Below are 24033 nucleotides of genomic sequence, written 5' to 3'. Positions count from 1 at the left end.
GCCCCGGCCCGGCTCGCGGTAGCCGGGCATTCGGTTTTCAGCACCACTCGTCGACGAATTTCTGCGCTTCGTCCAGCATCTGCTGGCGCTCCTCGCTGGTAATCACGTGCGCTTCACCATCAGCGTCGCGGACCAGAAGGTTGTTGCGCTGGTTGAGTTTTTCCATATTGTCACGCGCCTGCTTGCAGCGCTCGGCGACAACCTCGGGGTCCGGCCCCGCCGGCTCCGTGGCTGCCTGCCCGGGCGGCGCCTGCTCGGGTTCAGCCTGCTGCGCGTCGGCCGGGGCCTCGCCATTGCCGCTGCCGGAATTCACCGCCTCGCGGGTTCTGATGTCGATCTCTTCATAGTTGCCGTCGGCCGGTGGTCGTGCGTCATAGTGGACCACCCCTTCCGCGTCCACCCACTTGTAGATCGTCTGGTCCTGTGCTGCTGCCTCCGCCGCGGCCATGAGGCCGATCAATCCAGCCACAAGCAGAGCGCTGATGATTGCCTTGTGCATGCGTCTTTTCCTCGAGCAAGGGGCTTGCGCCCCGACTTTGCCGCAGTATCCGGGCCAACGCAAGTTCCGGGGGAGATGCTATTCTTGGGTTTGTTCAAGCCGATGCGAATGTCCGAGGCATGGCAGCCGACGATCAATCCGAACACTCCCCCGCCCGCGGCGCTTTCCTGCTGCCCAACGCGCTGACCACCGGCGCGCTGATGGCCGGGTTCTTCGCTATCGTTTCAGCGATCGGCGGCGAGCCGGTATCGGCCTGTATCGCCATCCTCATCGCCGGCCTGCTCGACGGCCTGGACGGCCGCGTGGCGCGCCTGACCGGCACCCAGTCGGAGTTCGGTGTCCAGTACGACTCCCTCTCCGACATGGTTTCGTTCGGTATTGCACCGGCGGTGCTGGTGTTTACCTGGGCGCTAGACGCGCTGGGCGATCCCGGCACCGTGGCCGCCAAGGCCGGCTGGCTGGGCGCTTTCTTCTTTGCCGCCTGCGCGGCATTGCGGCTGGCCCGCTTCAACACCCAGGCCGGGGTTGCCGACAAGCTGTATTTCCAGGGGCTGGCGAGCCCGGCTGCCGCCGGCATGCTGGTTGCCATCGTCTGGTTTTCCGACGACCGTCAGATCAACCCCGAGCTGATGTCCTGGCCGTTGCTCGTGGTCACGATCCTGCTGGGCACGCTGATGGTCTCGCGGGTGCGCTATTTCAGCTTCAAGGCCAGGCCGCGCGGCGACCGCGTGCCTTTCGCCTGGCTGTTCTTGCTGCTGGTGCTGCTGGTGCTGCTGGCCATCGATCTGCCCGCCGTACTGCTGACCGTCGGTATTCTCTACGTGCTTTCCGGGCCGGTGGTCACCATCCGCGGCCGCAACCGCCAGCGCCTGCGCCGCCGGCGCGAAGGAGATCGCTGATGACGCTCACGTCAGCCTCGCGCGAGCGCCTCGCGGCCCTGGGCATCGACGTGTGGCTGCGCCGCGATCGTCGGGGTGCGCGCCACCGAACAGCACAACCGCCCGCCGACGCCGCTGCCGAACCCGTCGCCGGGTCGACAGCGCAAGCGGCTGCCGCCCCCCGGGTTCGCATGGCATCGGGCAGCGGCGACTGGCTGCTCGTTCAGGACGCGCCCTGGGACGGGCGCCATGACGTGCTGCTCGGCGATATCCAGGCAACCATTGGTTCGGCCCGTTGCCGCTTCGGCCAGTGGGCTCACTCCGACTCGGCCGGCGTGCCCCTCGACGAGCTGGGCTCCCGCGGCGTGCAGCACGTGCTCGTGTTCGGCAGCGCCCCGGTCGAATCAGGCCTGCATCTGGCCCCTGATCTTGCGCAGCTGGCCACCAGCGCCGAGGCGCGGCGGCGCCTGTGGCAAACGCTGTCGATAGCGCTGCAAGACTGATGTCGGCGGTCATATCGCCGCGCGTGGATATCCGCGCCATGCAGCGCGGCGACCTCAACGCGGTGGCACAGATCGACAAGGCGTCGTACCCCTATCCCTGGACACGCGGCATCTTTCAGGACTGCCTGCGCGTGGGCTACCGCTGTCGCGTGCTGCTCAACGACGGCGAGCTGGCCGGCTACGCCATCGTCTCCCATGCCCTGGATGAAGCGCACCTGCTCAACATCTGCATTCACCCCGACCAGCGCGGCGCGGGTCTGGCCAGGCTGCTGCTCGAGCACGTCATCCGCGAAGCGCAGGTCGGCTGCGCCGACCGTCTCTTTCTGGAAGTGCGTCCCAGCAACAAGATCGCCGTGGCCCTCTATAAAAGCTGCGGCTTCCGCGTCATCGGCCGCCGCCCCGGCTACTATCCTGCCGAACAGGGCCGCGAAGACGCGATGGTGATGGTGTTGCATATCGATTGTGGGCCGGAGAGGTGATTCTCCCCGTCCCGCCCGGAATCGTGCGGCCGGCGCTGGCAGAACATTGAGAGTGCCCTAAGCCTTTCGGTTCGTTCAGCGACTGTATTTTCACGGTTCATGCTGCTGTGCAGCTCAATCCCCGCAGGTGCGGGGAACACTCGATTGTCGGGCACTGGCTGCGGAATTCTGACGGTTCATCCCCGCAGGTGCGGGGAACACTGCCTCATCTCGGGTTAGCTCTCCCTCGGATGCGGTTCATCCCCGCAGGTGCGGGGAACACATTGCGTCCGTGGTGAGAAAATCTGATTGGTTCGGTTCATCCCCGCAGGTGCGGGGAACACTCCGCAGGCTTGGCTTGAACATCGGTGATAGCCGGTTCATCCCCGCAGGTGCGGGGAACACGTTTCGCCGTTGCGGTCCTGGTATTCGCCGACCGGTTCATCCCCGCAGGTGCGGGGAACACGAAATCGGGACACTGAGCAGGCTGAGCCGTCACGGTTCATCCCCGCAGGTGCGGGGAACACCACTCCCGGCAATGTAGACCGGCATAACCTGACGGTTCATCCCCGCAGGTGCGGGGAACACCGGGTCTATGGCGATTCCCAGCCCATACAGAACGGTTCATCCCCGCAGGTGCGGGGAACACTCCAGACGATTTGGAACGGTAACGAGGGGAGGACGGTTCATCCCCGCAGGTGCGGGGAACACTCGTCATAATTCAGTTCCGCGATGGCCGCATTCGGTTCATCCCCGCAGGTGCGGGGAACACTTTTTCTGGGGCTGGACAGCGAACTACGCCGCCGGTTCATCCCCGCAGGTGCGGGGAACACGGTGCTGGGCCTGGATCATCTGCTCGTAGGCGCGGTTAATCCCCGCAGGTGCGGGGAACACACTGGTAACCGTCACGCCGCAACGCTATCGCCCGGTTCATCCCCGCAGGTGCGGGGAACACGCAATACGGCAGTAACCTTCATTGCGTTTCTCCGGTTCATCCCCGCAGGTGCGGGGAACACCCTGCTATCGACAGTGACTCAGGCGGTGGTTACGGTTCATCCCCGCAGGTGCGGGGAACACGTTGATGACGGCCAGGCCCATGCGCTTCCAGAGCGGTTCATCCCCGCAGGTGCGGGGAACACAAAAAGTGGAAGCGTCACGAGTACATGGTCGCCGGTTCATCCCCGCAGGTGCGGGGAACACGTTCGCACTGGTCCTATATATGGCAGGAGAGCCGGTTCATCCCCGCAGGTGCGGGGAACACCTCGACGACCTGGACGCCCGATCTCAGCCCGACGGTTCATCCCCGCAGGTGCGGGGAACACGCGTGGAATACACCGACGGGATGTTCCATGCGCGGTTCATCCCCGCAGGTGCGGGGAACACCACTGCTCGGCGGCGACTCTCTACCCGATTGACGGTTCATCCCCGCAGGTGCGGGGAACACGCGGCGGCATCTTCGGTGATGACGCCCATCATCGGTTCATCCCCGCAGGTGCGGGGAACACGTTGGACGATTGCGCTTGTGGCTGGGGTGGTGCGGTTCATCCCCGCAGGTGCGGGGACCACATCTTCGACAGCAACGGCGACCTCGGAGACAGCGGTTCATCCCCGCAGGTGCGGGGAACACGACACGCACCAGGTGCTTCTGCAAGCCCACGCCGGTTCATCCCCGCAGGTGCGGGGAACACCTCCAAAACAGCGGCGTCCAGACCACCAGCAACGGTTCATCCCCGCAGGTGCGGGGAACACTACAGATCCTCGGCCTGCGCTAAGGCGGCGTCCGGTTCATCCCCGCAGGTGCGGGGAACACGTTGTATCTGAGCTGCGAAAAGCCGCCAATTCCGGTTCATCCCCGCAGGTGCGGGGAACACATCTTGCCTTGCCGAAGATCAGCGAGCGATACCGGTTCATCCCCGCAGGTGCGGGGAACACGTAAGCGAAAGATCAGTCCACGATCTTTTTGAAGGTTCATCCCCGCAGGTGCGGGGAACACTTCTTGAGTCTTAATTTAGTCTTAATTTTTTTCTGTTTTAGACCGGTTCATCCCCGCAGGTGCGGGGAACACATGACTTTAATATACTTCGCATATTCAATTACCGGTTCATCCCCGCAGGTGCGGGGAACACGTTAAATCGCCCCCCCCCTAAATCCTATAGTACGGTTCATCCCCGCAGGTGCGGGGAACACTCTTTCTCTATCTGCTTGAAAAGTCAGGAAAATTTCCGACCCGAAAATTTCACCAGCTTTTTTGCGCGTATTGCAGAAGCAGATTGCATCTTGTCAATGATCCTTCTGGGGCAGAAATGACACCAATCTCAAGCCGTCGAAATCCACCGGGGTGCGACGGTTTTGTCCAACGGTGGCGAAATCATAGCCGGACTCGGTGGCTGTTCGCCAGACCATAACGGCATTGCCTTCTTCCACGCCGTTGGTGGTTTGCTCCCAGATAAACTCGCGCAGTCGTTTCGACGGATTACCGACGTAGACGCCGGCTCGCACTTCCACGAGCCAGACGGCGAGTCTTCCCCGCAGCCTTGGCGGGACGTTTTCAGTGACGATGACCAGCATCGCCCATGCCCTTGCCGTCGGAGAATGCCGGCCCGATCGATCCTTCTCCGGGCTCGGGCTTGCCCACTTCGCCTGCCGCCAGCATCTTTTCGATTGCCGGAATGATCTTGCCCAGCAGCCTGGTTTCTCTGAATACGTCCCGACAGGCCAGCCGCACCTGGCGTTCTGCGTCCCGGGGCGCTTTGGCGGCAATGCGGAAGGCGACCGGTACGACGGAATCGAACTTGAAGACGTCAGCGACATCGAAGACGAACGAGCGTGGTTTTCCAGTGTGGATGAAACCAACAGCCGGTGCGTAGCCCGCGGCCAGGATGGCAGCCTCGGTGATGCCGTAGAGGCAGGCGGTCGCTGCTGACAGACAGAGATTGGGGGTGTCGCTGGCGTCCCAGTCGGTGGGCTTGTAGCGCCGACCGCTCCACTTGACGCCGTACTTTGCTGCCAGCGCCTTGTAGGTTTCCCGCACTCTGGCACCTTCAATTCCGCGCAACTGATCTACGCTTCGGCGCGACGGCGGTGCTTCGCCGAAGCGCATTTCATACATCTTTCGGACCACTCTCAAACGTGTTTTCTCGTCGAGCGCCAGGCGCGCCTGATAGAGAAGACGGTCGGCACGTGCGCCGCCTGGCTGGCCGGAGGCATAGAGGCGCACGCCGGCTTCGCCGACCCAGACCAGCAGGGTGCCGACTCGCGCAGCCAGCGCTGCGGCCCGGTGGGAAACTCGTGTGCCTGGCTCAAGCATGATGCAGGCGATGCTGCCGACCGGAATATGGGTTCGCACGCCGGTTTCGTCGACCACAACAAAGGCGCCGTCAAGGACATCGATCTGACCCTTCTCGACAAAGATCATGGAAATGCGTTCTTTCATGGCAATGGGCTTGAGCGGTGGCAGCATGATTTCATGGTTCTCCGGCCAGCCGGCAGGCGGTTTCGATTAGTGATTCGCTCAGGTAGTAGCCGGATTTCGCCAGCTTTTCGACCGGCGGCCTGATCGCCTCGATAAGATTGCGGCGCCTGGCTTCGAGCAGCAATCCGCAGGTCCCGATAACGTTCAGCCCGATTTTGCGGGCAGTGCGCCGGGCAGCCAGGTCGTCAACCAGCACGGTGGCTTGCATGATTGCCGCCAGGTCGATGGTGCTGGTTTCTCCGAGGTCCAGGTTCCACATCGAGGGCTGCAGCGATTCATGCCATTCGACCAGCAGAAGTTGCCCGCGATCCAGGGCCTTTCGAATTGCGCGATATTCGGCGTGCTGGGGTCTGGCGAGGCACTCATCCATTACAACGCCGGTGGCGAAAACCTTGCCGAAAATCGCCCCGGGAATGGCCAGCAGGTCCAGTCTGGCAAGCGCGATAATCGGTCCGGCATCGGCAACGACCTCAGGAGTTGAACTGCTCGAGCTCATGTTCGAGCTCGGTCTCGGATTGATGAGTCACCGGGATGCTGCGCCGGGCAAGCTCGGTCATGAATTCCTGCCGATCCATGCTCGCCAGGCGCGCTGCCTTGCCAAGGGAAATTTCGGCCTGCTGGAACAGGCGCACGGCCAAGACCAGGCCGATGCCCTCGCGAACCAGCAGCTCGTCGAACGGCACGGCAAGAAACACCGGCCGACCATGTTTGGTGATGACCGACAGCTTTCCTGATTCGGCGTCTCGGATCAACTCGCCGGTTCGCTCGCGCAAATCGCGGACGGTAAAGGTATCCATGCTGTCTCCTTTTTGTGCCATCAATTGATAGCATAATTCAACCCGGGCGAATCAGCAACAAGCCGCAGCCGAAGGCTTTTTCCGGGCCCAGGCCGGTGGCCAGCAAGGCCTGGAAGCGCTCGGCGTCTGTAATTGTCAGGAACCCGGTGCAGTCGATGGAGCTGAAGCGAATCGAGCGTCCACCCTTGCCGCGGAAGCGCCACTGCCGGTATGCCTCGCCGATCAGGCTGTCGCTGTGGAGGGCGAAGCCGTTTGGTTCGGCACGTGCGCTCAGCCATTGTCGCGTGGCCTGCTGTACGAGCTCGGCCTGGCTCGTGTCCGCGTCCGGGTCTCGTTTCCGAAGATCCATCACCAGGTCGTGGCGTATCTGCTTTCCGGACTCATCGCGACGCTTGATGACGGGGTTGACGCGAACGGAGAAGCGCAGGCGCTGGCCGGTTTGGAGCCTGGGCGCGAACGCCTTGGTCTGGATCGCCCACAGGCCTTCGCTATCGCCGGGCCTGCGCCTTGAAAGGACAAGAAAGGACAGCTTTTCAGCCTGACCTTCCTGGCGATAGAGAAAGTCGCGCGAGGCATCGGGGTCGCGGTCGAACAGATTCCAGAGCGCCTGGTGGATGCGATATTGCCCGCCGCCGGCGATGTGTGCCAGGCGGCGCAGTTGATCGGATTGGCTGGAAGCCTGAACTCGGCTCAGGTACATGGGTTCTCCTCCAGGTTCGGCAACGTTGCCTGGTGTTCGAGGCGTTCATCGAACTGCCAGCGGCGGCGCGTGCGCGGATGATCGCGGCGCAACGTGGTTTTCAGTGCGCCGACGCCGGCATTCATGCCGTCTTCCCAGGTCAGCGGGTAGGGCGGTTGATCCAGCGCTGGGATTCGTCCTCCGCGCACCAGAGCGGTCAGCCAGGTTTCGGGATGCTCGAAAGCGGCCTTCTGAAACGCCTCGAGCACGCTGCCGGCTGCAATGATCTGTGGCTGCAGCGGCAGGGCAGGTGGGCAGGCCTTGCGGCCGAGGTAGAGCGGAAAGACCGGTTTGCGAAGGGCCTGCTGCAGGCGCTCCAGGCTGAAGCCGCCGCGACCGGTATTTTCGACCGCAATGCGGTACAGGCCATCGCCGCGGTAGTCACGCGATGAAAGAATGGTGCCCAGATCGCTTTTGGGCACGGCCAGTTCGTCGCGCCGGGTGCGGGACGGGCGTCTTCTCAGTGCGCTGGCCGGTGGCACCTGAACGGTGTGGTAGTCGCGCATGAAGTGCCCGGTACTGAGTGCCAGCACGGCAAACCGGGCGCTGGCCGAAAGCGAGGCGAGTTGCTCTTCGTTCGTTCGTTTCAGTCCTGCGGCTGCGCCCAGCATGCCCAGCAATGCCGAACGACCGGGCAGGATGGCCGAAACTCTGGACTCGCCTACCGCGACATCGCCCCATGACGACATCGGCCCGTAGAGCTGAAAGAGCAGATAGCGGTTGTCGTTACTCATTGCGTGGCGCACTCGATGAGTTCGTTCAGGCTGCCTTCGCCGGAGAGCGTGTTGAAGGAGCTCTGGCGGTCAGCGCAGTCGCCGTAGACCTGATTCATCCGCTCGCGGGTTTCTTTCAGGCGTTTGATGCCTTCTTCGAGCAGCCTGGTGCCGCCAACGGGTTGAAGATAGGCCACCGAGAGTGACCGCGGCTGCTGATCGCCGGTTTCACAAAGCGCGAAGGAGGCGTAGGCGCGCGAGGCGAAGCTGTTCTGCTTGCCGGTGGGCGAGACCTTGACGGCAGCTTCAACAAGCGCGGCCAGCGTCCGCTCGGTCAGCTTCTCGTCGCCGCCGAGGTTTTCAAGCAGTGAATGTCGATCTACACAGGCATACAGGTAGAACAGGCCGGCGCCGAATTCGGTTTCTCCCATATGGCCGGCGCCGACATCGTCGATGCCTTCGTTGAGGTCGTCCACGGCGGTGAAGAAATCGTCTTCAACGGCAACTCTGTGGATAGTGATGGCATGTGCGACCTGGGCGGCGGCCTCTACATTGAAGCGCGGGCTCGCCGCGAGCATGCGGCCGAACAGGGCAATGTCGGCGGCTGCCGGCTTTTCACGCAGCAGCGTCAGTTCTTCCTTTGTGGGCTCGGAGCCGCGCTCGATCAAGATATCGGCAAGCTTGTCGATCTGTTCGATTTCTTCCGGGCTGAAGTGGGCAAGCTGCTCGATTTCGAGACCCTCGGGTTTGTCGTCGTCCTTGGTCCGCTTGAGCTTGCCGAATTGTTCGGCGATCTTGCGCGACCAGTCCCGGGCCTTCTTTTCTGCAACGTCGCCCTCGAGCAGGCGCTTGCAGATTCGCGCGCCCATTTCCTTGGTGCGGGTGCCGACGTGGCCCTTGGCGGCTTCTTCGAAGACGCCGGATGTGCGCCAGGCGCGCTTGAGGCTTTGCGATGAAATTCGCAGCCGCTGAGCGCCGCCCATTTCTGCGGTCTTGGGGCGGCCCAGGTCGTCGCGGTTGAGGTTGGACGGCGGATAGCTGGTCAGCAGGTGCAGTTGCATGAAACGGTTCATTTTGGTTCTCCCTTGGAATGAGTGAGTCGGGTTGCTGAAAGCGTGTTCAGTCGGCAGACGGATTGGCGTCGTAATAATCGAAAGCCCACTGCTTCCGGGCACCGTCGTTCCACCAGTAGACGCTTTCGGCGAGGCTGGTGATATTGGCTTGTCCGCCCCGGATGGCGATTGCGCGGGAGCAGGCCTGCAGCAGGTCGTCGGGTTGCTCGCTCTGCAGCAGGCGCCTGAAGCGCAGCCCGGACAGGGCCGCCTTTTCGCGTCCTTTTGGCGGCGCGCCCAGCTGGGCGGCAAAGGGCTTGTGCGTATCGTTGTGTTTGATTCTTGCGACCAGGGCGGCAATCAGCGCCACCCGCTCAGATCGGTTCCAGCGTGTATCGCGAAGCTTGTGCCAGAGCCGGTGAAATCCTGGATTGAAGATCACCTGCTGGACGCTTGAGGCTCGGCGCAGGGTCGCGCGGTCGCCGCGATTTTCTTCCAGCGCGCGCCACCATTCGAGCAGGCGCTGGTGCTCTATCGGCCTTTCCTGTTTCTGACTTTGCTCACTGGATTGCTTTTCGGGCTGATTCATGTTGGACCTCGTTGGTTTCAAGCGGCGCGGCTGCCGATATGCAGCTTGTCCTTGATCGACTTTTTAGCGTTGAACTTGATGAGATTGCGTCTGGCCAGGGCGATACGTTTCGGGTTTTCGAACGCGATGTTGCCGCTGGCAGCGAACTGGTCGAACAGCCGGAGACTTTCAGTGCTCAGGCGTTTCAGCCAATCTCTTCTATCCGGCGGATCGCTGCGGTGTTCGAGTGCGGCATGTTCCTGTGCCAGTTGATCGAAAAAGGCCGATTCGGTGTTGTGCCAGAAACTCTGGGTAATCACCGAAAAGTCGCCGCTGACCGTTGCGCCATCGCTGAACCAGGCCTTGCGAACGGCCTGGCGCAGTTTCGAGCTGATCTGCTGGGCGGAATCGATCAGCGCATCGGTGCGGCTGGCCAGCTCATCAAGGTGTTCGGGTTCGATGTGCAGGACCGGCATGGTGGACTCGTACCAGCCGCGAGCCTTCATGTTGTCCATATCGAATCCGAAGGACCAGACCAGGACGCGTCGCTTGTCCTTACGGTTGCCCTGCGCGGCTTCCATCACGGCAGCCGGTTGCACCCGGGTCCTGGCGCCCTCGGGGCTGCCCAGGGTCAGGTGCAGCCAGTGGCGGTAGCCGATGCCGCCCGGCTGCGGGTGCAGGGGTATCGGTTGGCCGTCCTTGTCGAAGCGGTGCGGGGAGAGCGGATGCTGCCACGCCCCCTGGTAATTGACCCCGTAGCTGCGGGTCTGGTAATGGCTCACCAGGGGTTCTTCGCGCAGCGTCAGGGGACAGGGGCCCTCTGACAGGCCTTCCAGCTCGAGGCGGATGCGCCTGGGCATCGCGAAATACATCTGCAGGGGATGGGCATGTTCGGGGTAAGTATCTGTGCCGCTATCGCGCTCGCTGGTGCGGGTGGGCGCCAGCCAGGGCAGGATGGACTCAGGCTGATCGAGCGCGGGGTTGCCGCTCAGGGACTCGACCTCGTCGCGGTTGAGTACGTTGAGCCAGATCGTGCGCCAAAGCGTGGGTGCGAGTTCGTCGTTGTGTGGGTCGGGAACGAGCAGCGTGTTGAGCGGGCCGCCTCCCCGCAGCGACGTGCGATGCCCCTTGCCGCCGGCCGGCGCGCTGGACTGCATCGTGATAAGCGCCGCCACAGCGGCGGAGATTCCCAGGCCCGGGAACTGATCCCGCTTGATGAACAGATCGGAGTTGCGCCGCAGTGTCTGCCCGCCCGGCTCGTCAATCAGCAGGGCGCTGATCGGGCGCGGATCCTCATCCGCCAGTTCCAGGTCCTGAAAGCAGCGCGCTCCGTCGCCGTCGACCTGAAAATGATCGCGCCAGGGCTTCAGCGCGGTCTCCAGTTCCTGCGGTTTGGGCGGCTCTTCGTAGTTGCGATGCCAGCGAAGGTTATTTCCGGGTGTCATGGCGAGCTGGAATAGCCCAACCAGAAAAACGACGACGCCGGAGCTCAGATCGGGGCGAGGGAAATCGATCGCCACGATCGGGTTGTCCTCGTGGCCTTCAGTGAGTTGCCAAGGGTGAATGTATTCGGTCGATCGGCTATCGCGTCGCCGGGCCGGGATCCAGGGGGTGGTGATCAGGTTCATGCATTCTCCTTTTCGACTCTGCTCAGGCCGAAGTCGGGGCTGTATCGGAATTGAGTGCTTTCGCCGCTGGTCGATCTGATCTGTGCTTTCCACTGCCCGTCGATCCGGGCAAATGGCAGGATCGGTTGGTTCTGAAGCGCCCGCGGCCAGGTTTTTCGCAGTTGCTCCATGGCATCGGCCAGCGAGTGGTCGTCGATCATTGGTTCACCAAAGTTTCTTGCGATCAGCCGGACTTCGGAGAGCGCCCACGCATGTTGGTCGGCTTCGCACCAGGGTGTGAGTTCACCCTGGTGCCAGCGGGCCAATCGAACGGTCACGGTTGGTTCGCCCAGGCGCGTTGGCGTGATCGATTCATCCAGCCACTGGCCGCCCTGTCGCCGGTAGCCGATGGCGGGTTTGATGGCGTTCAGGCGCGCCATGCTGCGGTCGCCGTAGGCCTTGCCTTCGGCCTCTTGACTGCTCGAGCGCAAGGCCTCGGGGATTTTCTCGAAGGCCTCATCGCCGTAGACCGACTCGATCAGGTCGCGCAAGTCTTCAGGAATGCGCAGGGTCTGGCGCCGGGCCAGCTCCCAAGCGGTCAGCCATAGCTGGCCATGGTCGGGGTAGACTGCGGCGCTGCCCGGAAGAAGCTGCCGCATCCACTGTTTCCCCGGGGCTTCGTCTGGCTCTGGTGACAGCACATGCATGCAGGGGCGGCTGCGCTGATCGTCGGAGCCATCGTCGCCGAGACGGTTGCCATCGGCGTCACGTCGATGTCTTTTCAGACGGCCCGCCCGCTGGATTAGCAGGTCGATTGGGGCCAGGTCGCTGACCATCTCATCGAAGTCCAGATCCAGAGATTGTTCGATGACCTGGGTGGCAACCACCACTTGGCCGCGCCGGTCGGCTTCGGTGCTTTTGGGGCCGAAAGCGTCCAGTACGGTGCGTTCTATTTCCAGGCGATCGCCCATTGCAAAACGGGCATGGAACAGCGTCACCCGGTCTTCGCCCAGAACGGATGCAAGCGTATGCCAGGCTTCGATGGCGTCGTTGACGGTGTTTCGCACCCAGGCCACGCAGCGCCCTTGTTCGGCCTGGTTCAAGATCCAGCGGCTGGCTTGCTCTGTTTCGTTTATCAGGCGAAATTGCAGCTTGCGGCGCACGCTGGGGCGAGTTGAAACCGGGCGGTAGTCGGGCGATCTTGCGGGTACAACACTGGTCAAGAGGGGATAAGGGCGCTTGCCTTCTTCCGACTCCAGCGAGTGGACTTTACCGCCCCAGGCGCCGATGAGCTCGTCGCGCATGGCGGCTGGCAAGGTGGCCGAGAGCAGTATGGCGCTGCCTCCGGCGCGTGAATGCATCGTCAGCAGTTGACACAACAGAGTGTGCATGTAGTCGTCCGAGGCATGCACCTCGTCGACGAGGAGAACCTTGCCGACCAGGCCCAGCAAACGCAACGATTGATGCCGCGACTGCAGTACCCCCAGCAGTGCCTGGTCGATAGTGCCGACGCCAAGGTGAGCGAGCAACGCTTTCTTGTTGTTGTCGGCCAGCCAGGCGTTGCAGCGCGCTTCGGCGTCGAGCTCGTCACGCTCGTACTCACCTTCTCCTGTCAATTGATGCGGGTGAATCAGGCTGTTGTTGAACCGCGAGTCAACGCGGCGTGAGCCGTGAGCCAGGACCAGCGAGGGCGGCTGACCCTGCGCGTGGAAAAGCTGGCGATAAACGCTGGCCGTCCGCCCGTACATGGCGTTTGCGGTGGCCATGGTGGGTAGCGCGATGTAGGCGCCGTCGGCTTGCCCAGCGGCCATCAACCGCGCCAGCAGAGTGAATGCCGCTTCCGTCTTGCCCGCGCCGGTGACATCTTCAAGAATGTGAAGTTGCGGCCCATCTTCCAGCTGTAGTTCAAGGCAGGCCGCCTGCAGCGGTGTTGGCTCACTAATGTAGTCGAAGAGTTGTTCAATGCCCGGAAAGGCTGCCGCATCAACAGGCGCGAGTCCGCTGGCCACGATTGCCTTGCGCGCCTGCGGCAGCGCTTGCTGATGAAGATACTGCCCCAGATCCTGCGGCATGGTTTGAAAGGGAAAGTGTTCGCGATTGGAGCCCAGCCAGTCAGCCAGAGTGCACAGTCCGGCCAGTAGCCAGGAGGTATCGTGACGTCGATTGATTGCATAGGAGAGTGTGGCGCCGAGATCAACGGGCGGCGCAGGCAGAAAGGCATCGGCGGCAATTTCGACCCATTCACGGATAGCGGTCTGATCTTGCGCGCTGAAGTGCTCAGACAGCGGAGTTCGGGATTTCTGCAGTGGGGGCTGGCCGTGGTGTCCCGTCACGCACTGCACCCAGGTATCGATAAGATCGAGTGGATCGCTCTCATCCGATTCGTCTTCGCCCCAGGATGCGAGGCGATTCAGCAGCTTTTCGTCGTAGGCGAAGAGCTTCCGCCAGGCAATGTAGCCGAGTGTGTCGTGGCGAATCGTATAGAAGTAGGCTGGTTCAACTTGCGGACAAAGATCACCTCTCAGCTGCTGGAAAGCGCTGCTGAACTTGCCGAGGTCGTGAATGGCGAGGAAAAACCCGACCCAGCCTTCAAGTAGTGCATCGGGCAGGCCGCTGACGATCAAAAACTGCTGCCTGAGTCGCGGCATCGCTTCAAGAAGCGCGATCCCGGTGGCGGCTACATCGAGCTGGTGACAAGCTAGCGGATGGTGCTCGGAACCTTCTCCCGCCTTGCCCCAGTAGTGCTTCAGTTTCGTGCTGTCTGGCACGGCACCTCCCTTTCGCGCCTTCAATCTGCAGTCAGGCTAGCCCGCCGGATTCTCAAAACCTGAGAATCCGACGGGCTCGAAAGCGATGATTGGCAATCCCCATTGCTACGCCTGTGCCTGTAAAAATTAACAGAGCCGGTTACCGGAATCAAACCATGACCGATTCAGGCGCCCGGTTCTGACGGGCCCCGCCGGGCTGGCTGCATACGGCAGTTGCCCTCTATACTGCTGCGGTCAATGGTCCGTGAGCACGCGATGAGAAACAGGCAACAGTCAGGCGACGAGGGGCTCGATCGGCAGCTTGGTGCGGTCGGTATTGGTTTGCTGGCGCTCAACGGCATGATCGGAGCGGGTATTTTCGGGGTGCCTGCCGGTGCTGCGGCGTTGACGGGCGCATGGAGCCCGCTGGTGTTCGTGGTCTGCGCGCTGGTGCTGGGCTTCATCATGCTGTGCTTTGCCGAGATTGCTTCGCGCTTCGAGCACACCGGCGGTCCCATTCGTTATATCGATACCGCTTTTGGTCGCTTTGCCGGTTTTCAGACCGGCTGGGCTTTCTATATTGCTCGCTTGACCGCTTATGCGGCCAACCTGAATCTGCTGATCGTGTCGGTTGCCTACCTGTGGCCGCCCGCCGGCGAGGGTTGGGTTCGGGTTGCCCTGCTGACGGTGATTCTCGGGCTGCTGTGCTGGGTCAATGTCACCGGCGTTCGGCGCGCTGTGGGCTCGCTGGGCGTGTTGACGATATTCAAGCTGATTCCGCTGCTGGCCCTGGTGGTGGCCGGGCTGTCGTGGCTGGCGCCGTCGGTGCGGGCGGTGACGGCCGCACCGCTGCCGGTCGGCGGTGACCTTGGCGCGGCGACCCTGCTGGTCATTTATGCCTTTGTTGGCTGGGAGTCGGCGCTGGTGCCGGCCGGCGAGGTGCGCATGCCGGGACGGGCCATGCCGCTGGCATTGTTCGGAGCGCTGGCGGTGGCCACCGCGTTGTACGTGCTGATTCAGGCCATCAGCGTGGCGGCCCTGCCCGATCTGGCCACGTCCGAGCGCGCGCTGGTTGATGTCGCTGCTGTGCTCATGGGGCCCACGGGCGCCGTCCTGTTGACTGCCGGCGTGGTGCTTTCGGTGGGCGGCAACGTTGCCGGCACCATGATTTCAGCACCGCGGCTGACTTATGCTCTGGCGCGCGATGGCAACCTGCCGGACTGGCTCGGGCAGGTGCACGGCCGCTATCGCACGCCGGCCAACTCCATCATTTTCTTTTCCGTGCTGACACTGCTGTTGTCGGTAGTGGGTTCTTTTCTGTGGCTGGCAGCGATGAGCGCGCTGGTGCGGGTGCTGATCTACATGGCCTGCATCGGTGCCATGCCGCGACTGCGCGCGGCGGGCAGCCAGACCGGTGAGTCCGGTTTTCGATTGCCCGGCGGCTGGGCCATCCCGGTGATTGCATTTTGCGCCTGCGGGCTGCTGCTGGTGCAGATCAGCCTCGATTCCATTCTCGCCACCGCGGCGGTGCTGTTGGTGGGCACCGCGGTGTTCTGGGGCATGCGCTGGCGGCGCTGAACCCCTGATGCCGGCACCTGTTCAGGCCAGTGCTTCGAGCTTTTTGACCTGGTTGGAGAGCTCGGCCACTCGGGCCTTGTGCTTGTCCAGGCGCTGACGCTCGCGGTCAACGACTTCGGCCGGGGCGTTGTCGACGAAGCGCTCGTTGGCCAGCTTTCTTTCGGTTTGCGTCAGACCCTTGCGTTCGCGCTCGAGCTGCTTGTTGAGCCGGGCGAGTTCTTCGCCGATGTCGACCAGGCCGGCCAGGGGGATCAGCAGCCGCAGGTTGCCGGCCAGGGCCACCGCACAGTCGCCGCTGTCGCGTTCGTCGGGAACCCGTTCTATGGACTCGATGCGCGCCAGGCGCTGAATCAGCGAGCCGAAGCGTTCGAGGCGCTCGAAGTCGTCGTCGCTGCCGAGCTGCACCATCAGCGGCATCGGTTTGCCGGGCGCCAGGCCCAGTTCGGTGCGCGCCGAGCGGATGGCGGAAATCACGGTCTTGAGCCACTCGGCGTCGTGTTCCGCTGCTTCGTCGATCTGGCCGGGTTCGGGCCAACGGGTGGCCATGATGGTGTCGGCATTGCTGCCGGCCGGCACGCGTACGCGCTGCCAGATTTCTTCGGTGACGAAGGGCACGAACGGATGCAGCAGCTTCAGCGTCGCTTCGAGTACGGTGGCCAGGGTGTAGCGTGTGGCGCGGGCGGTCGCCTGATCGGCGTCGTCGGCCAGGGCCGGCTTGGCCAGCTCCAGATACCAGTCGCAGAATTCGTGCCAGACGAAGTCGTAGAGCGCGCGGCTGGCCAGGTCGAAGCGATAGTCGGCCAGGGCGGCGTCGACGGTTTCGATGGTGCGGCTCAGCCGCGAGCGAATCCAGCGCGAGAGCACGTCATGGTCGTGTTCAGCCGGGACCGGCAGCTTTTCTTCCTGGCCGGTGTTCATCAGGGTGAAGCGCGCGGCGTTCCAGAGCTTGTTGAGAAAGTTGCGGTAGCCTTCGCAGCGGCCCAGGTCGAACTTGATGTCGCGACCGTAACCGGCAAGGGCGGCGAAGGTGAAGCGCAGCGCATCGGCGCCGAAGGCCGGGATGCCGTCGGGATATTCCTCGCGGGTGGCCCGGGCCACGGCTTCGGCTTTTTTCGGCTGCATCATGGCGTCGGTGCGCTTGGCCACCAGCGCTTCGAGCTCGATGCCGTCGATGAGATCGATCGGGTCGAGCACGTTGCCGCGGGATTTCGACATCTTGTGTCCGTCGCGGTCGCGGATCAGACCGGTGATGTAGACCTGCTCGAAGGGCGCCTTGCCGGTGAAGTGTTTGGTCATCATGATCATCCGGGCAACCCAGAAGAAGATGATGTCGAAGCCGGTGATCAGCACCGAGCTGGGCAGATAGCGTTCGAAACCTTCGGACTGCATGCGCTCTTCATCGGGCCAGCCGAGGGTGGAGTATGCCCACAGCGCCGAGGAGAACCAGGTTTCGAGAACGTCTTCGTCGCGCTCGAGATGGACGTCATCGGACAAGCCATGCTTGGCGCGCACTTCGGATTCGCTGCGCCCGACGAAGACATTGCCCTTGCCGTCGTACCAGGCCGGAATGCGATGGCCCCACCACAGCTGGCGCGAGATGCACCAGTCCTGGAGGTTTTCCATCCAGTGACGGTAGGTGTTGATCCAGTTGCCGGGCACGAATTCGACCTCGCCGGACTCGACCGCTTGGAGCCCGAGCTGGCCCAGCTCGTCCATCCTCACGAACCACTGATCGGTCAGGTAGGGCTCGATGATCTGGCCGGAGCGGTCGCCGCGCGGCACCATCAGGGTGTGAGGTTTTTCTTCGACCAGCAGATTTTCTGACTTCAGGTCCTCAATGATGCGTTTGCGGGCTTCGACGCGATCCAGGCCCCGGTAGGCCTGGGGGGCGTTGTCGTTGATTTCCGCGGTGGGGGTGAAGACGTTGATCGGTTCGAAGCTGTGCCGTTTGCCGACTTCGTAGTCATTGAAGTCATGCGCTGGCGTGATCTTGACGCAGCCGGTGCCGAATTCCATATCGACATAGTCATCGGCCACGACCGGAATCTGGCGGCCGGTCAGCGGCAATTCGACGGTCTTGCCGACCAGGTCGGTATAGCGCTCGTCGTCGGGGTGGACGGCAACGCAGACGTCGCCGAGCAGGGTCTCGGGGCGGGTGGTGGCAACGATGACGTCACCTTTGCCGTCGGTACGCGGGTAGCGAATCGACCACAGCTTGCCCTGCTCTTCGCTGTTGACGACTTCCAGATCGGAAATGGCTGTCTGGAGTACCGGATCCCAGTTGACCAGGCGCGGGCCGCGGTAGATCCTGCCTTCTTCATGCAGGCGAACGAAGGTCTCGACGACGGCTTCGGACAGATCCGGGTTCATGGTGAAGCGCTCGCGCGACCAGTCGCACGAGGCGCCCAGCCGCCGCATCTGCGCGGTGATGGTCGAACCCGAGTGTTCTTTCCAGTCCCACACCTTGTCGATGAACTCGTCGCGGCTGTAGTCATCGCGCTTGCCGCCCTCGGCCTCGATCTGGCGGGTAACCACCATTTCGGTGGCAATGCCGGCATGGTCGACGCCCACCTGCCAGAGCGTGTCGCGGCCTTTCAGCCGTTGATAACGAATCAGCGCGTCCATCAGCGTGTGCTGAAAGGCGTGCCCCATGTGCAGCGTGCCGGTGACGTTGGGCGGCGGCAGCAGGATGGTGAATGGCTTGCCTTCGCCGGAGGGCCTGAAGCAGCCCGCTTCGTCCCAGAAGGGGTACCAGCGCTGCTCGATCTGATCAGGGTTGTAGGTTTTTTCCATGGGGTGTGTCGATTGCTTGCGTTATCGTTGTTCGGTTGGGTGATGGTCGCCGGAAAATGCCGGATCATGCCCGCAATGACCCGCGGTCATTTCAATACATGGTGCTGCAGTTCGGCGCCGCGCTGCTTCCAGGCCAGCCAGCGTTCGCGCAGTTTCTGCTTGAGCGACTCGTCGGGCGGCACGATTTCGAGCACGCGCTGAAAGTACCCGCCCGGCAGGGGCGCGCTCGGATTCAGGTTGATCAGGATGCCGGCCTCCTGCGGAGCTTGCTCAAGCAGACGGATGGGGGCTCCGGATTCGCCATTGCGATCATGCGGCAGGAAGCGCCCTTCCGGCAACTCCCAGAGCTGCCGGTCAAGCTTTTCCAGGTCGCCGGCCGGGCCGACGACGGCAATATCGCGCGTCGCTGGCCAGGCCTTGGAGACCAGTACTCCGGCAACGTAGAGCGGATCGGTGAAGCGCCCGCCCATTTCGTAGAAATCTACGCGCATGATTGCAGCTTGTCAGTTCTCACGCAGAGCCGCAGAGGAGCGGAGTCAAAAACAGAATCCCGGGCCTGATGATACGTCGGGCGGGCGTTTTCAGCACTCGAAGTCATCCTTGAGTTTCTTTTGTTTCCTCTGCGACTCTGCGTGATGCCACCTGGCAGCGCTCGCATCGAAGTCACAACGATCCGGGACGCGTCGAAGGTCAGCCGAGGGCGTCCCAGCCACCGGCGCGATTGACCAGCCAGTCGACCAGCATGCCGACCGGCCGGCCGGTACCGGATCCGGGCTTGCCCCACTGCCAGGCCGACCCGGCAATGTCGATGTGCGCCCAGCGCTGGCCTTCGGCAAAGCGCGACAGGAAGCAGCCGGCGGTGATGCTGCCTGCGGGCATGCCGCCGATGTTCTTCATGTCGGCAAAGGGCGAGTCGATCTGCTCCTGGTAGTCGTCCCACAGCGGCAGGCGCCAGCTGCGATCGGTCGAGCGCTGCCCGGCCGAGAGCAGCTCCTCGGCCAGCTCGTCGTTCTGGGTCATGACGCCGCTGGCATGATGGCCCAGCGCGACCACGCAGGCGCCGGTCAGCGTGGCCAGGTCAACGGTGGTCTGCGGTTCGAGGTTCTTGCCGGTCCATGACAGCGCGTCGGCCAGGATCATGCGGCCTTCGGCATCGGTGTTGTGCACCTCGATGGTCTTGCCGTTCATGGCGGTAACCACATCACCCGGTCGATAGGCATTGCTGCTGGGCATGTTTTCGACGGCGGCGACCACGCCCTCGATATTCATCGGCAGCTTCAGCCGGGCCACGGTTTCCATTGTGCCGATGGTCGCTGCCGCGCCACCCATGTCGAATTTCATCTGTTCCATCAGATCGCGCGGCTTGAGCGAGATGCCGCCGGTGTCGAAAGTGACGCCCTTGCCGACCATGGCCAGCGGCGCCTCGCCGGCTTTGCCGCCTTTCCAGCTCAGGCGGATCAGGCGCGGGCGGTTGGCCGAACCCTGACCGACGGCCAGCAGCGCGTTCATGCCCAGCTTCTGCATGGCCTCTTCTTCCAGGACTTCCACTTCCAGGTCGGCGTGCGCAGCGGCCAGTTTTTCGGCGGTCTCAGCCAGATAGGCGGGGGTGCACAGGTTGGGCGGCAGATCGGCCAGATCGCGTGCGCGCTGAACGCCGGCGCCGATGGCCGTGGCCAGAGTCAGCTGGTGGCTGACGCCTTCGCCGTCAGGAAAGCTGACGCTGTCGGTTGCCGGCGGCGCGTCGCTGGCGGGCTGCTTGGTGGCGCTGTAGACATAGTCGGCATACTGCAGTGCGATGCCGGCCTGGCGAACCTTCCAGTCGTGACCGCGGTCTGTGACTTCCAGGTCAGCGAGCAGACAGTGAGCAGTTTTTGCTCGCGACTGTCTCAGCGCCTTGCCGGCAGCCTTGACCGCCTTGTCGTAAGCTACGCCGTCGAATTTCTCGTTCTTGCCCAGGCCGACGATGAGCAGGCGAGCCGCCTCGATGCCGGAAACGGCGTGCAGCAGCGTGGTCTTGCCGGCCTTGCCCGGCAGGTCGCCGCTGGCGTGCAGGCGCGACAGCAGGCCGTCGCTGGCCTGGTCGATTTCGGTCAGCGGGCCAGCCAGCCCGGTTTCACCCAGGCCAACAATGAGACAATCGGTGCGCACGTTCGTGGCGGAGTCTTTGGTGGTTGTAAACTGCATGAGTCGCGTTTCCTGCTCGAATTTGAAGGATCAATGTGAATGCTGATGGCAGACTGGCAAAGCCTGGCCCATGATACGCGCCGAGCGCGTCAGTGGAACACGCTGCAAATGACATGGCGCCAACCGGGTGGCTGTTGCCCTGGCCAGGACCGACGGGCGCGGCGCGGCCAGCGCATCAAGGGCGCCCGGCACCGCGCTTCCGGTATTGGCCCGAAAGATATCGCGCTGGTCGGCAACCGGTTTCGCTTCAGTTTGTCTGGCGGGGTCGTGTTTGCCGACGTCGGGCCGGGTTTTCTTCCGCGGGCCGTAGCTGGCGCGCGTTTTGCCGGTCAGGGTTTTCCGGGTCATTGTACCCGTCAGCGCGCGTGGTCTGAATGCTGATTCTTCAGCGCTATGTTTTGCGCCAGGGCCTGCTCGCCAGCCTCTTGAGCCTGGCCGTGTTTCTCGGCGTCATCAGCGCGCTGTTCCTGGCTGAGCTCCTGGGCGAAGCCGCTCAGGGTGACCTGCCCGGCGGCAGCGTTTTGCTGATGCTCGTGCTCAGGCTGCCCGAGGCCACCATTCTGGTTGGGCCTCTGGCTTTGCTGACCGGGATGCTGATGACCCTGGGGCGGCTGCAGGAAGACAGCGAGCTGGTGATCATGCGCAGCGGCGGCCTGACCTATCGGCGGCTTTTCCGACCGGTGGCGACCGCGGCGGTGTTCTGGGCCGGTGGTCTGCTGATCGTTACCGGCTGGCTTTCGCCCATGGCAGTGGAGCGCTCGGCCGGCCTGCTGGCGGACGCTGCGCGCACGGCCATGGTGGCGGGGCTGCGCCCCGGGCAGTTCGATCGGCTCAACCAGGGGCGAACCACGGTTTATGTCGGCGGCGTCGAGCGACGCAGCGGCGAGCTCAGCGATGTTTTCATCCAGCACACGGAAGACGACAGCGTTCAGCTGCTGACGGCCAGCCATGGCCAGCTCTGGCTGCCGGGCGAAGACGAGGAACGGTATCTTCTTCTGCGCGATGGTCGCCAGGTTCAGCATGCCGTTGACCTGCTCGACGGCAGCATTCAGGAGATCCGTTTCGGGCGCAACGAGCTGCGGCTGCCAGCGCCGAAAGACATCTCCATTGACAGCGAGTCCCGCCATCGGCTGCCGCAGCTGTGGCCCCCGGAAACGCCGGCTCAGCGGCGTGAGTGGCACTGGCGGCTGGCTTCGCCGCTGGCGGGTTTGATGCTTGGGCTGCTTGCGCTGCCGTTATCCAGCCGCGGGCCGCGGCAGGGCCGGCATGCCAGCGTGGTCATGGCGCTGGTGCTCTATCTGGTGTACAGCAACGCCGTACACGGCGGACTGATTCTCATGGAGCGGCACGACAGCATGCAGGGTGTGGGCCTGTGGCCGATTCATGCGGCGCTGACGCTGCTGCTGTGCGCGCTTTTCTGGCGCCACTGGAGGTCGTGGTGATCGCCGGCATACTCGGGCGCTATGTCAGCCGCACCGTACTGGTGTGGGTGTTGATCGTGGCCGTGCTTCTGGTGGGGTTGTATACCCTGATCGAGCTGGTGCGCGAGGCCCAGGACATCACCGGCGATTATGGCCCGCTGCAGATGCTGGCTTACCTGGCGCAGACGTTGCCCAGCCGGCTCTACGACATTTTTCCGTTTGCTGCATTGATCGGCACCATGCTCGGGTTGGGCGGCCTGGCCGGCAGCAATGAGCTGGTGGCCATGCGCGCGGCCGGTTACGACCGTGAGCGCATTCTCGGCAGCGTGGTGCTGGCCGTCGGCGCCTGCCTGGTTGTTCTGTTCCTGATGGCGGAGTTTCTGATTCCCGACCTCGAGGCGCGCGCCAACGCGCAGCGGGATCAGCTCAGAAGCGGGCAGGTTCATCTCGGTCGATTCGGCGCGCTGTGGCTGCGCGACGGAGAGATGATGATCCGTATCGGTTATTCGGCCTGGACGGACGAGGATCAGCCCAAGTTCGGCAATCTCACCATCTATCGAATCGATGGTGGCGTTCAGCCCCGGGCGGTATTGCGTGCCGAAGGAGCAACCCACACCGGACAGACCTGGGAGCTTCGTGATGTTGTTCAGCGCGAAGTGTTTGGCACGGCGGATCAATCCAGCCGGTTGGAAAGGCTGTCGCTGGAATCGACGCTCAGTTACGACCTGTTCTCTTCTGCCGTGAGCAAGCCACGCCTGCTGGCCATCAATGATCTGCTGGGCATGATCGGGCTGCTTGACGCCAATGAACTCGATACCGGTCAGTACCGGCAGGCGCTCTGGAATCGGGTGTTTTTCCCGCTCAACGTGCTGGCCATGATTCTTGTCAGCCTGCCGTTCTCTTTCCGCGGTGGCCGGCAGGGCGGGCGCGGGCTGAGCGTGTTCGTCGGCCTGTCGCTTGGTTTGATGTTCTTCGTGATCAGCCGCCTGATTCGTGGTGCTGCCATGCTGTGGCCGGGGCCGCTGTGGCTGCTGATGATCCTGCCGGCGTTGTTCTTCGGGTTGTTGGGGTTGTGGCTGCTCAGGCGTCTTTGACCCTGGGCATGACCACCAGCCGTGTCGATGTGGCCATGTCGTGCCAGCTGCGGCGTTGCGCACCGAACAGGCTCCACAGATAACCCAGGCCCAGTGGTGCCGCCGAAAGCGCTGCAACCACAAACCGCAGCACGGTGCTGGACCAGCTCATTCGCTGCCCGTTGGCCGTGATCAGTTTTATGCGCCAGGCTTTCATGCCGACGGTCTGCCCGCCCATGCGCCAGCAAGTGGCAAAGTAGGCCCACCACACGACCAGCAGATAGAGCTGAAAGGCAAAGGTGCCCGCCTTGACTCCGGCGCCTGCGGGGATAACGACGATGGCTGCTGCCACCATCAGCAGCGCGATGATCAGCAGGCCGTCATACAGCATGGCTGCCAGACGGCGAAGCAGACTGCAGGGCGGTAGTTGAACTGCGCTTGTAATGGTTGTTTGTTGTTCTGACACGGACCTTGCTTCATGCCTGTGCAATGCGATCAGTATCTGGCCTGAAAACCTTTAACCAGACTGCAGAGTATGGCAGAGTAGAGCGCGCTGCGAGACGTTGCCTGACCTGAACGCAGAGCGATCGGTCTCGCCGGACGAAAAGTTGGATTTTCTTGATCACGACCCCGGGAGGTCAGCATCATGCAAACAAACGAAGAATCTCAGCTCGAACAACAGGTGTCTGACCAGGGGACTGCGACGGCATCGACACCGGCCGCGTCCGGTACATCCTCGGCGACGTCAGCTACGGGAGCTTCCAAGAAGAAGGCTTCCAAGAAGAAGGCCTCCAAGAAGAAGGCCTCCAAGAAGAAGGCTTCCAAGAAGAAGGCTTCCAAGAAGAAGGCTTCCAAGAAGAAGGCTTCCAAGAAGAAGGCTTCCAAGAAGAAGGCTTCCAAGAAGAAGGCTTCCAAGAAGAAGGCTTCCAAGAAGAAGGCTTCCAAGAAGAA

23 protein-coding genes and 1 CRISPR repeat array are annotated in these 24033 nt (G+C 62.9%); of the genes, 8 read left to right on the top strand and 15 right to left on the bottom strand.

Going from position 1 to position 24033, the window contains the following annotated elements; genetic code table 11:
- Positions 1 to 37: 37 nt before the first annotated feature.
- Positions 38 to 499: a DUF4124 domain-containing protein gene (locus ACEWQZ_RS08910; RefSeq protein ID WP_476482737.1), complete on the bottom strand. Its 462-nt coding sequence runs from the start codon at positions 497 to 499 to the stop codon at positions 38 to 40.
- 119 nt (positions 500 to 618) lie between these two features.
- On the opposite strand from ACEWQZ_RS08910, the gene pssA reads away from it, so the two are divergent.
- The 3 genes from pssA to rimI are packed head-to-tail and all read left to right on the top strand — an operon-like array spanning position 619 to position 2359.
- A complete protein-coding gene (pssA, locus tag ACEWQZ_RS08905) occupies positions 619 to 1398 on the top strand; it encodes a CDP-diacylglycerol--serine O-phosphatidyltransferase (RefSeq protein WP_476482736.1) in 780 nt (259 codons plus the stop codon).
- A complete protein-coding gene (locus ACEWQZ_RS08900; protein ID WP_476482735.1) occupies positions 1398 to 1880 on the top strand; it encodes a hypothetical protein in 483 nt (160 codons plus the stop codon). Before pssA ends, ACEWQZ_RS08900 begins: the two co-directional genes overlap by 1 nt.
- On the top strand, positions 1880 to 2359 hold the full coding sequence (gene rimI / locus ACEWQZ_RS08895; protein ID WP_476482734.1) for a ribosomal protein S18-alanine N-acetyltransferase: 480 nt from the start codon (positions 1880 to 1882) through the stop codon (positions 2357 to 2359). Before ACEWQZ_RS08900 ends, rimI begins: the two co-directional genes overlap by 1 nt.
- 111 nt (positions 2360 to 2470) lie before the next feature.
- Positions 2471 to 4525: a CRISPR direct-repeat array (repeat unit 29 nt; unit sequence CGGTTCATCCCCGCAGGTGCGGGGAACAC).
- 93 nt (positions 4526 to 4618) lie between these two features.
- On the opposite strand, the gene cas2e is transcribed toward rimI, so the two are convergent.
- Genes cas2e through cas3 form a run of 10 tightly spaced genes read right to left on the bottom strand, consistent with a single transcriptional unit; the run spans position 4619 to position 14054 of the window.
- Entirely contained in the window at positions 4619 to 4906 is a 288-nt protein-coding gene (cas2e, locus tag ACEWQZ_RS08890) for a type I-E CRISPR-associated endoribonuclease Cas2e (protein WP_476482733.1), read from the bottom strand.
- Complete coding sequence (gene cas1e, locus ACEWQZ_RS08885; protein WP_476482732.1) at positions 4887 to 5798, bottom strand: type I-E CRISPR-associated endonuclease Cas1e; 912 nt, start codon at positions 5796 to 5798, stop codon at positions 4887 to 4889. The genes cas2e and cas1e overlap by 20 nt, the downstream gene beginning before the upstream one ends.
- A 4-nt stretch (positions 5799 to 5802) precedes the next feature.
- Complete coding sequence (locus tag ACEWQZ_RS08880) at positions 5803 to 6306, bottom strand: PIN domain-containing protein (protein WP_476482731.1); 504 nt, start codon at positions 6304 to 6306, stop codon at positions 5803 to 5805.
- Entirely contained in the window at positions 6281 to 6607 is a 327-nt protein-coding gene (locus ACEWQZ_RS08875) for a type II toxin-antitoxin system prevent-host-death family antitoxin (RefSeq protein ID WP_476482730.1), read from the bottom strand. Before ACEWQZ_RS08875 ends, ACEWQZ_RS08880 begins: the two co-directional genes overlap by 26 nt.
- A gap of 37 nt (positions 6608 to 6644) precedes the next feature.
- Complete coding sequence (gene cas6e, locus ACEWQZ_RS08870) at positions 6645 to 7307, bottom strand: type I-E CRISPR-associated protein Cas6/Cse3/CasE (RefSeq protein ID WP_476482729.1); 663 nt, start codon at positions 7305 to 7307, stop codon at positions 6645 to 6647.
- Positions 7298 to 8080, bottom strand: coding sequence for a type I-E CRISPR-associated protein Cas5/CasD (gene cas5e / locus ACEWQZ_RS08865; protein WP_476482728.1), 783 nt, complete (start codon positions 8078 to 8080; stop codon positions 7298 to 7300). Before cas5e ends, cas6e begins: the two co-directional genes overlap by 10 nt.
- Positions 8077 to 9132 carry a type I-E CRISPR-associated protein Cas7/Cse4/CasC gene (gene cas7e, locus ACEWQZ_RS08860; RefSeq protein WP_476482727.1) on the bottom strand — a complete coding sequence of 352 codons (1056 nt, stop codon included), beginning with the start codon at positions 9130 to 9132 and terminating at the stop codon, positions 8077 to 8079. The genes cas5e and cas7e overlap by 4 nt, the downstream gene beginning before the upstream one ends.
- 46 nt (positions 9133 to 9178) lie before the next feature.
- A complete protein-coding gene (gene casB, locus ACEWQZ_RS08855) occupies positions 9179 to 9700 on the bottom strand; it encodes a type I-E CRISPR-associated protein Cse2/CasB (protein ID WP_476482726.1) in 522 nt (173 codons plus the stop codon).
- A gap of 17 nt (positions 9701 to 9717) precedes the next feature.
- The gene (casA, locus tag ACEWQZ_RS08850; protein ID WP_476482725.1) at positions 9718 to 11307 is read right to left on the bottom strand and encodes a type I-E CRISPR-associated protein Cse1/CasA; all 1590 of its coding nucleotides are present in this window, start codon (positions 11305 to 11307) and stop codon (positions 9718 to 9720) included.
- Positions 11304 to 14054: a CRISPR-associated helicase Cas3' gene (cas3, locus tag ACEWQZ_RS08845; RefSeq protein ID WP_476482724.1), complete on the bottom strand. Its 2751-nt coding sequence runs from the start codon at positions 14052 to 14054 to the stop codon at positions 11304 to 11306. The genes casA and cas3 overlap by 4 nt, the downstream gene beginning before the upstream one ends.
- A 255-nt stretch (positions 14055 to 14309) precedes the next feature.
- On the opposite strand from cas3, the gene ACEWQZ_RS08840 reads away from it, so the two are divergent.
- Positions 14310 to 15611: an APC family permease gene (locus ACEWQZ_RS08840; RefSeq protein WP_476482723.1), complete on the top strand. Its 1302-nt coding sequence runs from the start codon at positions 14310 to 14312 to the stop codon at positions 15609 to 15611.
- A 21-nt stretch (positions 15612 to 15632) separates the two neighbouring features.
- Here ACEWQZ_RS08840 and ACEWQZ_RS08835 read toward each other — a convergent pair whose 3' ends face one another.
- The 3 genes from ACEWQZ_RS08835 to ACEWQZ_RS08825 all read right to left on the bottom strand — a co-directional run bounded on the left by ACEWQZ_RS08835 (position 15633) and on the right by ACEWQZ_RS08825 (position 20588).
- The gene (locus ACEWQZ_RS08835; protein ID WP_476482722.1) at positions 15633 to 18404 is read right to left on the bottom strand and encodes a valine--tRNA ligase; all 2772 of its coding nucleotides are present in this window, start codon (positions 18402 to 18404) and stop codon (positions 15633 to 15635) included.
- 86 nt (positions 18405 to 18490) lie between these two features.
- On the bottom strand, positions 18491 to 18895 hold the full coding sequence (locus tag ACEWQZ_RS08830; protein WP_476482721.1) for a DNA polymerase III subunit chi: 405 nt from the start codon (positions 18893 to 18895) through the stop codon (positions 18491 to 18493).
- A gap of 199 nt (positions 18896 to 19094) precedes the next feature.
- The gene (locus tag ACEWQZ_RS08825) at positions 19095 to 20588 is read right to left on the bottom strand and encodes a leucyl aminopeptidase (protein WP_476482720.1); all 1494 of its coding nucleotides are present in this window, start codon (positions 20586 to 20588) and stop codon (positions 19095 to 19097) included.
- 39 nt (positions 20589 to 20627) lie between these two features.
- Between ACEWQZ_RS08825 and ACEWQZ_RS08820 the strand changes: the two genes are divergently transcribed.
- From ACEWQZ_RS08820 to lptG, 3 genes are read left to right on the top strand one after another with little or no spacing between them, the layout of a single operon-like run.
- The gene (locus ACEWQZ_RS08820; RefSeq protein ID WP_476482719.1) at positions 20628 to 20969 is read left to right on the top strand and encodes a hypothetical protein; all 342 of its coding nucleotides are present in this window, start codon (positions 20628 to 20630) and stop codon (positions 20967 to 20969) included.
- Positions 20963 to 22030 (top strand): LPS export ABC transporter permease LptF, encoded by a 1068-nt coding sequence (gene lptF / locus ACEWQZ_RS08815; protein ID WP_476482718.1) that lies wholly within the window; start codon positions 20963 to 20965, stop codon positions 22028 to 22030. The genes ACEWQZ_RS08820 and lptF overlap by 7 nt, the downstream gene beginning before the upstream one ends.
- Positions 21994 to 23103 carry an LPS export ABC transporter permease LptG gene (gene lptG, locus ACEWQZ_RS08810; RefSeq protein WP_476482717.1) on the top strand — a complete coding sequence of 370 codons (1110 nt, stop codon included), beginning with the start codon at positions 21994 to 21996 and terminating at the stop codon, positions 23101 to 23103. Before lptF ends, lptG begins: the two co-directional genes overlap by 37 nt.
- Here lptG and ACEWQZ_RS08805 read toward each other — a convergent pair.
- The gene (locus tag ACEWQZ_RS08805) at positions 23090 to 23548 is read right to left on the bottom strand and encodes an RDD family protein (protein ID WP_476482716.1); all 459 of its coding nucleotides are present in this window, start codon (positions 23546 to 23548) and stop codon (positions 23090 to 23092) included. The genes lptG and ACEWQZ_RS08805 overlap by 14 nt on opposite strands.
- Before the next feature lie 180 nt (positions 23549 to 23728).
- Between ACEWQZ_RS08805 and ACEWQZ_RS08800 the strand changes: the two genes are divergently transcribed.
- Positions 23729 to 24033 (top strand): hypothetical protein (locus tag ACEWQZ_RS08800; RefSeq protein ID WP_476482715.1); only part of this gene is annotated, 305 nt, incomplete at its 3' end.

The organism is Wenzhouxiangella sp. YN1 (genome assembly GCF_056324145.1).
Note: the sequence above shows the minus strand (reverse complement) of the source record. Positions and strands in the feature narration are given on the sequence as shown.

Excerpts from the sequence above, each read along its gene's own strand:
- ACEWQZ_RS08910 (WP_476482737.1), bottom strand. The coding sequence starts at position 499 with ATGCACAAGGCAATCATCAGCGCTCTGCTTGTGGCTGGATTGATCGGC.
- pssA (WP_476482736.1), top strand. The coding sequence starts at position 619 with ATGGCAGCCGACGATCAATCCGAACACTCCCCCGCCCGCGGCGCTTTC.
- ACEWQZ_RS08900 (WP_476482735.1), top strand. The coding sequence starts at position 1,398 with ATGACGCTCACGTCAGCCTCGCGCGAGCGCCTCGCGGCCCTGGGCATC.
- rimI (WP_476482734.1), top strand. The coding sequence starts at position 1,880 with ATGTCGGCGGTCATATCGCCGCGCGTGGATATCCGCGCCATGCAGCGC.
- cas2e (WP_476482733.1), bottom strand. The coding sequence starts at position 4,906 with ATGCTGGTCATCGTCACTGAAAACGTCCCGCCAAGGCTGCGGGGAAGA.
- cas1e (WP_476482732.1), bottom strand. The coding sequence starts at position 5,798 with ATGCTGCCACCGCTCAAGCCCATTGCCATGAAAGAACGCATTTCCATG.
- ACEWQZ_RS08880 (WP_476482731.1), bottom strand. The coding sequence starts at position 6,306 with ATGAGCTCGAGCAGTTCAACTCCTGAGGTCGTTGCCGATGCCGGACCG.
- ACEWQZ_RS08875 (WP_476482730.1), bottom strand. The coding sequence starts at position 6,607 with ATGGATACCTTTACCGTCCGCGATTTGCGCGAGCGAACCGGCGAGTTG.
- cas6e (WP_476482729.1), bottom strand. The coding sequence starts at position 7,307 with ATGTACCTGAGCCGAGTTCAGGCTTCCAGCCAATCCGATCAACTGCGC.
- cas5e (WP_476482728.1), bottom strand. The coding sequence starts at position 8,080 with ATGAGTAACGACAACCGCTATCTGCTCTTTCAGCTCTACGGGCCGATG.
- cas7e (WP_476482727.1), bottom strand. The coding sequence starts at position 9,132 with ATGAACCGTTTCATGCAACTGCACCTGCTGACCAGCTATCCGCCGTCC.
- casB (WP_476482726.1), bottom strand. The coding sequence starts at position 9,700 with ATGAATCAGCCCGAAAAGCAATCCAGTGAGCAAAGTCAGAAACAGGAA.
- casA (WP_476482725.1), bottom strand. The coding sequence starts at position 11,307 with ATGAACCTGATCACCACCCCCTGGATCCCGGCCCGGCGACGCGATAGC.
- ACEWQZ_RS08840 (WP_476482723.1), top strand. The coding sequence starts at position 14,310 with ATGAGAAACAGGCAACAGTCAGGCGACGAGGGGCTCGATCGGCAGCTT.
- ACEWQZ_RS08835 (WP_476482722.1), bottom strand. The coding sequence starts at position 18,404 with ATGGAAAAAACCTACAACCCTGATCAGATCGAGCAGCGCTGGTACCCC.
- ACEWQZ_RS08830 (WP_476482721.1), bottom strand. The coding sequence starts at position 18,895 with ATGCGCGTAGATTTCTACGAAATGGGCGGGCGCTTCACCGATCCGCTC.
- ACEWQZ_RS08825 (WP_476482720.1), bottom strand. The coding sequence starts at position 20,588 with ATGCAGTTTACAACCACCAAAGACTCCGCCACGAACGTGCGCACCGAT.
- ACEWQZ_RS08820 (WP_476482719.1), top strand. The coding sequence starts at position 20,628 with ATGCTGATGGCAGACTGGCAAAGCCTGGCCCATGATACGCGCCGAGCG.
- lptF (WP_476482718.1), top strand. The coding sequence starts at position 20,963 with ATGCTGATTCTTCAGCGCTATGTTTTGCGCCAGGGCCTGCTCGCCAGC.